At 38.8% G+C, this 10,828-nt stretch carries 9 protein-coding genes; 3 read left to right on the top strand and 6 right to left on the bottom strand.

All coding sequences use genetic code 11. The features are described 5' to 3' along the window. The first annotated feature begins 75 nt into the window (after positions 1-75). Positions 76-474, top strand: coding sequence for a hypothetical protein (locus AR328_RS09145; protein WP_066293884.1), 399 nt, complete (start codon positions 76-78; stop codon positions 472-474). Positions 475-591: 117 nt separating this feature from the next. Here the strand turns inward: AR328_RS09145 and AR328_RS09140 are convergent, their stop codons facing one another. Then, positions 592-1,641 (bottom strand): DUF3231 family protein, encoded by a 1,050-nt coding sequence (locus AR328_RS09140; RefSeq protein ID WP_231734783.1) that lies wholly within the window; start codon positions 1,639-1,641, stop codon positions 592-594. 107 nt (positions 1,642-1,748) lie between these two features. Between AR328_RS09140 and AR328_RS09135 the strand changes: the two genes are divergently transcribed. Continuing rightward, positions 1,749-1,946, top strand: coding sequence for a YqzH family protein (locus AR328_RS09135; protein ID WP_066293881.1), 198 nt, complete (start codon positions 1,749-1,751; stop codon positions 1,944-1,946). 60 nt (positions 1,947-2,006) lie between these two features. Here the strand turns inward: AR328_RS09135 and AR328_RS09130 are convergent, their stop codons facing one another. Beyond that, positions 2,007-2,801: an SDR family NAD(P)-dependent oxidoreductase gene (locus AR328_RS09130; RefSeq protein ID WP_066293879.1), complete on the bottom strand. Its 795-nt coding sequence runs from the start codon at positions 2,799-2,801 to the stop codon at positions 2,007-2,009. Between the two features lie 12 nt (positions 2,802-2,813). Beyond that, positions 2,814-3,773 carry an MBL fold metallo-hydrolase gene (locus tag AR328_RS09125; RefSeq protein WP_066293876.1) on the bottom strand — a complete coding sequence of 320 codons (960 nt, stop codon included), beginning with the start codon at positions 3,771-3,773 and terminating at the stop codon, positions 2,814-2,816. Between the two features lie 453 nt (positions 3,774-4,226). Here AR328_RS09125 and AR328_RS09120 point away from each other — a divergent pair, with 453 nt between their 5' ends. Beyond that, positions 4,227-5,147, top strand: a complete 921-nt coding sequence (locus AR328_RS09120; RefSeq protein ID WP_066293872.1) for an LCP family glycopolymer transferase — start codon at positions 4,227-4,229, stop codon at positions 5,145-5,147. 8 nt (positions 5,148-5,155) lie between these two features. On the opposite strand, the gene AR328_RS09115 is transcribed toward AR328_RS09120, so the two are convergent. The 3 genes from AR328_RS09115 to AR328_RS09105 all read right to left on the bottom strand — a co-directional run bounded on the left by AR328_RS09115 (position 5,156) and on the right by AR328_RS09105 (position 10,394). Further along, positions 5,156-5,833 (bottom strand): SOS response-associated peptidase, encoded by a 678-nt coding sequence (locus AR328_RS09115; protein WP_066293870.1) that lies wholly within the window; start codon positions 5,831-5,833, stop codon positions 5,156-5,158. Between the two features lie 121 nt (positions 5,834-5,954). Next, entirely contained in the window at positions 5,955-6,752 is a 798-nt protein-coding gene (locus tag AR328_RS09110; protein WP_066293867.1) for an ABC transporter ATP-binding protein, read from the bottom strand. Between the two features lie 153 nt (positions 6,753-6,905). Further along, positions 6,906-10,394 carry an endonuclease gene (locus tag AR328_RS09105; protein ID WP_082677175.1) on the bottom strand — a complete coding sequence of 1,163 codons (3,489 nt, stop codon included), beginning with the start codon at positions 10,392-10,394 and terminating at the stop codon, positions 6,906-6,908. Between the last annotated feature and the right edge of the window lie 434 nt (positions 10,395-10,828).

Below are 10,828 nucleotides of genomic sequence, written 5' to 3'. Positions count from 1 at the left end.
TTGCCTATATTCAAAAAAACAATACAATATTATTAAGAAAGGATTTGTTAATATTTATGAGGAGGGCGTGTTACTATGAAGAAATCGTTGTTTATAATATTATTAACTTTGTTACTTTTATTAGTAGGATGCTCTAAAAATGATTATATTGTTTTTTCTGACGAAACAGATAATTGGAAGGTAAGTTTTTCTTTAAATTCCTATGATTCGAAATATAAATTAAGCGTCAGTTACAAAGGACCTTCACAGGATTTAATAAATATACAACAATTAGGATACTCGTTCAAAGTGGGGACAGTAGAAGGAGAGCGTTCAGAATCAAGAGCAAAAGGTTTCCCCACTAACAATAAAGTTGTATTTGAAGAAGAAAGCACGATGAATTTTGGAACTAACGAGAAAAATCTTAAAACAATTCCTTTTAAAATTGAATGGAATAATAATGTGGAAGAATTGGAATTGACTCTAATTGATTAAAATAAAATTTTTAAAAAGCTTGCATCTCAATGTTGAGAGTGCAAGCTCTTATTTTTTAAAGCGGAACTTATGGCATCGGGACACGAAAGATTTACTATCACTCTTAAAGATTTTATCTTAAGTTCTGTCATATGCTTCTGGAGGTGACTCCAACCAACCTTTATCAATTAAGATATTCATGCCGTCGTCAACAAATAAGCCTATGTTTATTAGAGTTCTTGCGTACAATAAATTTAAATCTCTTCTTCCCGTTACCGCTAGTGAGTTTCCGAATGACCTTATCTTCATTGCAAACATATCCACTTTATGGAACAGCATTATTTTATCGGAAAAAGGCGAATATGTAGATGTTGTAACCAAATGGTCTAGGTAAGACGGTGATTGAATGTGTTCAGTGTGCAGTTTTTCCTGATACTGTTTTACTGATTTATTAGTCATGTCTAAACCTCGTTTAAACAAAAGCTTTATCTTTTCATCTTGAACAATCTGATGAAAACCCAATAATAATGCCAAACTTGTTACGTTATTCTCAATGTTATCCCAAAGATGTATGATTTCTAATGCCTGTAATGGTCGGACATCTCCAATAAAGCCACTTAAGTAACTTTGTTTATTAACTTTATCAATTCCATCTGGTGTTGGAATGATAGGAGGTGATGCAATGAATTTCTTTTCCATTAAAATACTATTAATTTGCCCTAAAAGGACGGTAGTACATTGATTACAATAAATAAAAAACTCTCTTATATCCTCCCTCATTACCAATGGAACGGCTACTGCATAAAGACTCAAACCTGCCTTAGCAGCATATTTTAAATAGTGAACGTAAAACTCATCTGCGTATAAACGGGGGGCACCAAGATTTACATCATCTTTCGTAAATCCAATAGGTATAGGGAAATTTTCTTTTTGATAAAAAACCTCAATTCTCTGCTTAAAATCATTTGATAAGGCTAAACCATTTTCCAATAGCGTCTTAATATTTTCATCTTCGCAATGTTGAAGAAAATACCTTAAAATCTGAATTGACATGCTGTTTCCCATATAGGTAGCCCACAGTTTACCAATTTCAAAGGTCGTTAAAGGTTGGGTCTCATCTAATGTTTTCGGATTTACATTTAATGGTTTCATCACATTCATTGGATTTAAATCTTTATCAGTGGTCATAACTATCCCCTATCTCATATTTTTCATTAGGTTTATAGTTACCTTCAAATTGTATTATTACTCCAATTAAAACAGTCGTATAATCGACCAAAGGAGGCCTGCGAAAGTTGGATCGAAAACTCATTTTTAAAATGATTCAAACATGTTTAAAGCAATATAATGAGTCAATTTCTATTGATAGTGTGGAATTTGAGGAAATGTACGAAAAAATAAATTTACGAAAACATGAAGAAAAAGAAATTGATTTGTACGACATTGTGAATGATGTTCTTTATGGATATATATCGGATTCGCCTTATTTTTAAGCAATAAAAAACAGACGTATTAAAAAATACTAAAACGTCTGCTTTCGTTCTGAATTAGATTTATTTTTGATTAAACATCCGTCTTCCAAGCCGTTCAAACAAGCGCGGAAAAAGAGTATACACGATACTGCCCGCATTCATCCAGCCCGGCAAATTAATTTCTCGTGTCGGGGTCAGCATTGTGTCTACAACCTTTTTTGCCACATATTCCGGCTTTAGCATAAATCGTTTTACATTTTTAACATAGGTTCCTTTTTCATCGGCAATGGTAAAAAAGTTCGTTTCGATCGGTCCAGGGTTAACGGCCGTTACAAAAACACGATGGCTAGAAAGCTCCATCCGAAGGCTGTTTGTATAGCCGAGCACAGCATGCTTCGTTGCTGAGTAGACACTTGATTTAGGTGTAGCAATTTTACCAGCCTGGGAGGCAATATTAATAATATGACCGCTTCCCTGCTGCCGCATGACAGGCAAAACCATACTTGTGCAAGCCATTAAGCCAACAACGTTGACAGCAAACATCCCTTTCATATCATCGATTTTTGCCTCATGAGCCTCGCGAAAAACCCCGTAGCCTGCATTGTTAACAAGAACATCCACACGGTCAAGCTGCTCCAAAACCTTTGAAAAAACAGCCTGAACCTCGTCAGTGCTGGAAACATCAAGCTTATGTATATCAACCTTAACATGAAAGCGGCTTTCTAAATCCGTTTTCAGCGAAAGAAGCTTCTCATAGCTCCGGGCAAGCAAAACAAGATTGGCCCCTCTTTCCGCACAAAGTGAAGCCATGGATGCACCAATTCCGGCCGAGGCACCCGTAATAATAATAGTTTTATTTTTCAAACGATCCGACATAATCCACCTCAGCTAAGCAGAAAAATAATATGCCTTCCCTGCCTTATTTATACTAATTTCTCCCAAAGCATCCAAATAGTCAAGCTGGGCAATCGTTTCTGAAATCGTTAAGCCAAACTCCTTTTCATATACGGCCGGAAAAAGGCGCTGACAAATTTCGAAAACAGTAAGAGGCTCCTGCTCAAGCCATTTTTTTATAAATATCGCACGCTCATGCTGGCGAGCCAGTCTTTTCTCAATTAATTCATTCGGATCATAAATATCCTCTCCATGCCCTGAATAAACAAGCTGGATTGGGAATTGCCTTAGCTTCTTTAATGATTCATTATATTGCAGCTGCGGTTTTGGCCGCTTTGTTTCTCCAGGAAGGGGCGGTTCCATTAGAGGATTCGGAGAAATATGTGCCAGTAAATGATCCCCTCCGATAAAAACCCCATCCTTCTCCCGGAACAAACCGATATGACTTTGAGCATGCCCGGGTATATCAATAACCGTCCAGTCATCAAGGCCAAGCGGAGAGTCTCCTTCCGCCAATACACCTGTCAGAGAACGGCTGCAGGAAAAACGCAAAGACCTTTTTAACGAACTAATAAACGGGAGAAATTGATCCGGAATTCCGCACTTAGGAAATAGCTCATAGTAAAATTCATCATGCGCCTTTAAAAACGCATCAGTCCGCATTAGCCATCTTTCATTATAACGATGTCCATATACTTCCACACTGGCAGGGAAAAAGTCCAAAAGGCCCGCATGATCAGGATGATGATGAGTAAGGACAACCTGTTCTATATCTTCAGGAGATAGATTTAAACCTTGCAATTGTACCTTCAAAGCCTCCCATGCCTCTTCCGTTTTAGGCCCAACATCAACAAGTGTCAGCCGCTCCCCCTTCACCACATATATATTCACATCCCCAACCGCAAATGGGGTAGGGATCACCAATTTAGCAATGCCATTTTTCCATTCTGCCATTTCTTCAACTCCTCATAATGCTATATCTAAATAAAATAATATCTTATCAACACAGTATATAAACATAAGTTTACTCTTTAATTTACCAATTGTCATTATTTTCACATAATTAGAGTAGGAGGACTACAGATCCGTTATTTGTCTGAAAAGATAGTTTTCACCAAGGTGAACGGCCACTGATTCCGCTATTACATGAAATGAATGCTGTTTTCTTATGTTTTTTCATCATTAGCGGATTCTGTGTCCGATTCATCCGGCTAAGAGGCAAGTTTTACGGAAATAAAGGATTCTCTGTCCGCCAAATATAAAAATCTGGTCGTTTTCGATTTTCACTATGAATGAAGGCGAAATCGGAACTTTTTATTAAAATTCGAATGCCTTGTTCCTTGCCTAACATTTTTCCTTTCAAAAATGAATAAATATAAAAGAAAGTCGAATTTATGGAGGAAGAAAATGAGGTTCGGCAAGAAGAAAACATGGCTGTATATAACGGGAATTACTGTTCTATTAATTTTAACGGGGACAGCCATATACGGGTACTTAATATATAAATCTATCACAGAGGCTATCGTAACTATGCATCAGCCAATCCAACGAGAAATATCAGAAAAGAGGAGCGAAGACATCACATTAACGCAACAAGAACCTTTCTCTGTCTTGCTGCTTGGCGTCGATGAAACTGATGGTGACCGCGGCCGTTCGGACTCAATGATCGTGCTGACAGTGAACCCAAGTTTAAATTCTGTTAAGATGCTCAGTATCCCGCGAGATACTAGAACCGAGATCATCGGTCGTGGTACAGATGACAAAATTAATCATGCCTTTGCATTTGGCGGAGCAGAAATGGCCATAGCGACAGTGGAGAACTTTTTGGATATGCCGATTGATTTTTATATTCAAATAAATATGGAAGGTTTTATAGAGATTATTGATTCATTAGGAGGGGTAACTGTCCTTAATGACTTCGACTTTACCTCCGAGGGGAAACACTTTCCAAAAGGCGAATTGACTTTAAATGGGGAAGATGCATTATCATTTTCCCGCATGAGGTATGAGGACCCGAGAGGAGATTTTGGCCGCCAAGCTAGACAACGACAAGTCATCCTCGCTATTCTTAAAGAAGGGGCAAGCATCTCCTCACTCTTCAATTACAAAGAGATTATTAGTACATTAGGCGAAAATATAAAAACAAATCTAGTATTGGATGAGATGATCGACATTCAAAAAAATTATCGATCAGCTGCCAAACAAGTTGACCAAATATCCATTGAAGGAAGCAATTCAATAATGAACCGTATTTACTACTTCATAGTTCCTGATGAGGAAAAGCAGCGTGTTCAAGATGAATTAAAAAAACATTTAGAATTACAATAAAAAACTTCCTAGCATATTCTCTGGATCAATTCCACTGAATTATTCTTTGGCGAATTGACAAGTGAAGATACTTCATATGTCTCCATCAGTTCCTTATCAAGCGGCTTAAGGAGTTGATCTAAATAGGCTGTATCAGTGATTGTTCGATTGAGCCAAATTTTTTCATCTTCCGGATTTAAAATAACTGGCATCCGATCATGAATGTCTTTAACGAGTTCATTAGGTGTTGTCGTGATCACAGAGCAGGTGAATACCGATTTTCCTTGTGGGGATTTCCATTGTTCCCATAAACCAGCCATCGCAAATAACTGATCCGACTTCAGTTTTATCCGCATCGGTGTTTTCGTTTTATCATCATGCCGCTTCCATTCATAGAAGCTGTCGGCAATGACTAAACAGCGTCTATTCTTGTATGCATGGCGAAAGCTTGGTTTCTCATTTAACGTTTCAGCCCGTGCATTAATCATTTTGTAGCCAATTTTCTCATCTTTTGCCCAAGAAGGGATTAACCCCCATCTTAGAAACCCTAATCTGTTTTTGCTGCCATCATTGATGACGGACAAAACAGATTGGGAAGGAGCCACATTGTAACTCGGAGAAAATAAATCTTCTTCCATAAATTGTTCAATATCGAACCGGTCAATAATTTGCTCAAAAGAAGCTGTTAATGTGAAACGGCCGCACATATAGATCACCTCACAAAAAGTCATATTAGATTCATTTTACCAATAAAAAAAGAATGCAATCAAAAAAAGAAGAATATCTCACCAGTACTGGGGTTCATTCTTCTTTTTCATTCCTTTTTATTTATTGCAAAACCTTTTCTTTTTTCACTGCAAGCCATGGCCTATCTTCTTCCCAGCGCACACCGACCGGGGTTTTAAAGGTTTCCGATAATAGTTCATCTGTCAAAACCTCTTTCTTTGGTCCAGCGGCTACGATCTTTCCATCACGCAGAAGCAGGACGTTAGTAATTTCTTCGACTAACTCTTCAATATGGTGGGTCACATAGATTAAATGGCAATTGGTTTTGACAATTTCCTTCATGAGAAAAAGAACTTCCTCCCGAGAAAGAACATCTAGACCTGTGCATGGCTCATCGAGTATGAGAAGCTTAGGATTGCTCATTAATGCTCTCGCGATTAATACACGTCTCTTTTCACCTTGCGATAAAAGACGGAAGTGCTTTCCTTTCAGATAATCAAGGCGAAGACTGTTTATTAATGACTCTGCCGTTACTACATCTTCCGTTGAAACCTCTTCATACAAACCGATGGATGCAAACTTTCCGCTTAAAACAATATCCTCGACCGTTTCATGATTTAAACTATTTGTAAACCGGTCCAATGAGCTGCTGACGAACCCAATTTCTCTGCGAAGCTCTGGTAAATTCGTTTTTCCAAATATATTTCCAAGGACAGCTACTTCGCCCGCAGTCGGAAATTGATAGCCTGTTACAATATTTAAAAGAGAGGTCTTTCCTGATCCATTTAAACCGAGAATGGCCCAATGCTCATTTTGATCTATGCTCCAATTTAAATTGCTTAAGATTTCCTCGCCGTTCCTGCGCCATGAAACATGTTTGAAAGATACAATATTCCCCATTTGTATGATCCTCTCTTTCCGTTTTTGAAATTTCCCAATAATCACTTTAATTCGACAATAGCACAAACCTATTTCGATTTAAAGAGAAAAGAAGCTAACGCCATATTATGCGATAGCTCCTTTTCTCTAATTTACCTAGGCAAGATTCACTGTTTAGCTTGCCTCTCCCCAAATGATTTCCGCCCATTCGGGGTGATCAATAAATGGATTTCGGTTATGCTGCCACTTTTCATAGATGATATTGTTGCGGTTTCGTTCGAAATCATCTACTGGATCTTGGAGATGCCACTTAAGTAGAACAGATAGCTTGCCATGATATGGCTGCGAGCCATTCCCGACTTTATCGTTTAATTCTAAGTCAATCTCGCCATTCGTTCCTTCATAGCGAACAGCCATATAGAAGAGCATTCTAGCAACGTCTCCCTTTACTCTATCTGGCGGCTCCCAAGAATTCGAAGTTCTGAAGCAGCCATCACAGCCGTTAACTGGGGTTCCGCCATTATTAAAGTCGAGATTGCCTCTTGAACTATTAATCTGTACATCAGTTGGACGAAGATGATGAATATCGGTACCCGGTCCTATTCCCGTTCCAAACCCGCCATGTGATTGCGCCCAAACATGCTCGCGGTTCCATTGACCAACATTCCCGCCGTTCGCAAGCTTTGAACGGGATTCCCCTTTATATAGCAATATAATATTGTTACTATTATTCGGATCCTCATCCGTCTCTCTCAATGCATCCCATACATTACTATAAGAAATTTTCGTTTGCTCCCGAATAATGTTGTGGAGAGCGAGCTTTAGATCTGCCCCAGTTTTGCCTGAGGCTGATTCATAATAGCCATCAAATTGTCCCTTCTCTACTACCGTAAACGAGAAGCGGGCTGTTAACTCACCGCCATTTCCGTCTTTAACAGTAACCGCCACTAAGAATGTGCCAATTTCTTCAGTTGAAAGAGTAAGACGGGAGCCGTTAGTGATAGTTCCAAGTGATGATGTGTAAGACAATTGATCTCCATCTGGATCTGAGAAATGCTCACCTAATTCGATCGAGACTTGCTCGCCTATTTTAGCAGTAATTTTTTCTAAAGGCTTTGCCATTACAGGTGCTTTGTTTTCTTTTGGAGCGAACGGAGAAGGAATTTCTTCTCCCTTTGAGTTAGTAAATTTAATATGAGAGGTATCAACCTTTTTACCAACTGACCAAGATTGAACGTTTTCAGCTCCTCTTATTTCCTGCACTTTATCCTTTTCAATCAGTACCTCTTTAACTTCTGTTCCAGTTAAATCAACAATAGTGCCTTTTTGAGCAGAGCTGACTACAACCGTCGTTTTCTTCAAGCCTTCCCCTTTTAGAGTAGCTGACTTTTTCAGCCAAATCCCCTCTGTAATGGAGGAAGTCTTATCCATAATGATTAAGGCATTATGTGGTCCAATAACAAGTTTCTTCGCTTTGTAGCCGACTAGATCATACACTTTGTCATACTTCTGCTCTTCTGGTTTTGTTGGCTCTTTCAATGTCGTTTGAATCAAAACAGGGTCATGATCGCTTGCACGCCCATGCTCTTCCATGAAACCAGAGTTAATATGAACAATATCCACTTCTGTTGAAGCAGCAAGATTATTTGATACTAAAATATGATCCAGCACTTGCGCATTTCCTTGATAGTTATACGTATAACGTTCTTCTGCAGGAACTTTTTCTATCATGTTTGTCAATTCCTGCCCTTTAAGAACTTGCAACGGATTTGAGAATTCGAAATCATTAAAATCACCAAGCAACACAATGTTTGCATTCGGATCTTTTGCTTGAACCTCCTTGACAAAATTGTTTACAATCGCAGCAATTTGCATGCGCTGGACTTCACTATTTAAGATAGGAGGCTGCACTTTTCCAAACAGAGGAAGGTCCCCGCCTTTAGAGTTAAAATGGTTAGCAACGACAATGATATTTTCGCCATTAAATTCGAACTGGGCTGCTAATGGTTTACGGCTGGATTCAAAAGCAAGTTTCGTTGGATCGATGCGTCCAGGATTTAACGTAAGCTTGCCATCTTCAAATCCAACTGCTTGAGTGGCCATTCCTTTCGTACCTGGAACTAGCGAAACACGTTCCTCATTATAAAGGAAGCCTACACGAATATTTCCGCCTGGCTGCCCGCCATCTGCTTTATCTTCCGGTGCAATATCTGTATATGTGTATTTTGGTCCGCCAAGTGAAACAATTCGATCAATCAATTTCGCCGCACTCAAATCTGCGTCAGTCGTTCCGCTATCTGTTGATCCATCATTATCCTGAACCTCTGTCAAGCCGATAATATCCGGCTGCTTCATATTCGTTACAATGGCTTCTGCCAGTCTAGTAACCTTTGAATCATCTGTTTTTGTTGAAAAGTTTTCAACATTGTAAGACGCAATCGTTAATTTATTTTCATCAAATAGAATCGGTGTTGTTTCCCTTACATTCGAACCTTCAATAAGAGATGGCAATGCTGCACGGTCACTTAATACTTTATAGTTGCTGAAGCCATAGCTGACAACGCCTTGAATCGAGCCTTGAAAATGATCGCCCATTTTGGCAACGAATCTAGTGTCGTTGATATCAATGGTTATTCTTTCTGGGTTATAATCAGTCTCCGTAATACGCAACCCGCCAGCTGTCGTATTTGTTAGAACATTTTCTGGAACAACAATGACTTCACCATAGTTTTGTGGAGCAACTACTTTAGGGTTATTTATTTGTACAAGCATCCCCTCTAAGCTTTCAAAAAAGTCAATTCCATCTTCGTCAGGATCAAAATTCTCGAAACGATCATTATCAATAACTTCTAAAGGAAGCATCCGGTCAACGCCGATTACAACCGGTGCCGGAAGCGTTTGGTTGCTTGCAATGATTTGGATATGGGAAGCATTTATTTCAGTAACAGGAAGGTCTGTTTGCAGTTTTTCCGCATAGCCTTCTAAAACCCATTCCTTCACCTGACCGCTAGCTTTGACAACATCCCCTACTTTAACTCCATGGGTTCTCTTATAAACTAAAATCCCTTCAGATGTATTAGGGTCATTATCCAGCTGCAAGTCTTGCATATAAAAATTACTTCCGTCAACAACCTTTGTAACGATCCCCTCAACACCAGCGACGTTTTGATCCGCATATGGGGAATAGTGGCCAGCACCTTGAATGTCATGAATGCGAACATTATTTGGCTCTGTCACTTCATCAAAGGAATAGGAAGATGGATTTTTTAATCCAGGTACGCTGAAATAAGCTTCTAAGCTTCCTGTAATTTGGATTTTCTTTCCGAGATTTTCTGGATGGGCAGCAAGATTTAGTTCATTTCTAATTGATCCAGATGTCAGCTGCACAGGCAAAATCATCTTAACATCCGTTTCATTTGCAGAATCAGCAATGGCAATATTGGTGTTAACCGTAAATGGCCCGGTATGCTGATACTTACCTACATTAATCGTAACCCCTACAATATACCCCTCCACTGTCCCCTCTCCGCTATTATTGGCGATGGCCTCTGCAACGGTTATAGTCCCAGCGGCTTTTGAAACATGAAAAGGAACAAACAAGCTGAAAATCATAGTGAGAGTTACTACAATGCTGACCGTTTTTTTCTGAAGCCTTCCTATCATTCAATCTCCTCCAGACTCTATTATTTTGGCAAAATCTATTTCACTTCAAGTTAAGCATGGCTCTATTAACTGTACAATTGCTTTTATGTAAATTTTATATACTTTTCCAAAAATGATATTATAAGACTAGCAACCTTATGGGATGTTCTACTCAGTTTTTCTATATGAAATACCTTTCTTCCTAATTTCACTTGCAAGTTAGGCTGCCAAAATAAATAATTGAAAAATCCCTCTTTTCAAAAAAATATAAAATTACCCTTGACAAACACTCCTGTCCTCCCCCATAATCACAATTAATATATTTGAAAGACGCCATTTGTGTCTGATCAATTAAAGACAAGAAAAAAGCGATGAATAAGGCCAGTAAATGGATAACGGCGAAAGAGAGTGAAGCTCAGCGGCTGAAAGGCTTCACCGTCCACTTGACCATTGAA

Source organism: Bacillus sp. FJAT-29937 (genome assembly GCF_001509555.1).
Classification (GTDB): domain Bacteria; phylum Bacillota; class Bacilli; order Bacillales; family Cytobacillaceae; genus Cytobacillus.
Note: the sequence above shows the minus strand (reverse complement) of the source record. Positions and strands in the feature narration are given on the sequence as shown.

Coding starts and splice junctions, on each gene's coding strand:
- AR328_RS09145 (WP_066293884.1), top strand. CDS start 76: ATGAAGAAATCGTTGTTTATAATATTATTAACTTTGTTACTTTTATTA.
- AR328_RS09140 (WP_231734783.1), bottom strand. CDS start 1,641: ATGACCACTGATAAAGATTTAAATCCAATGAATGTGATGAAACCATTA.
- AR328_RS09130 (WP_066293879.1), bottom strand. CDS start 2,801: ATGTCGGATCGTTTGAAAAATAAAACTATTATTATTACGGGTGCCTCG.
- AR328_RS09125 (WP_066293876.1), bottom strand. CDS start 3,773: ATGGCAGAATGGAAAAATGGCATTGCTAAATTGGTGATCCCTACCCCA.
- AR328_RS09120 (WP_066293872.1), top strand. CDS start 4,227: ATGAGGTTCGGCAAGAAGAAAACATGGCTGTATATAACGGGAATTACT.
- AR328_RS09115 (WP_066293870.1), bottom strand. CDS start 5,833: ATGTGCGGCCGTTTCACATTAACAGCTTCTTTTGAGCAAATTATTGAC.
- AR328_RS09110 (WP_066293867.1), bottom strand. CDS start 6,752: ATGGGGAATATTGTATCTTTCAAACATGTTTCATGGCGCAGGAACGGC.
- AR328_RS09105 (WP_082677175.1), bottom strand. CDS start 10,394: ATGATAGGAAGGCTTCAGAAAAAAACGGTCAGCATTGTAGTAACTCTC.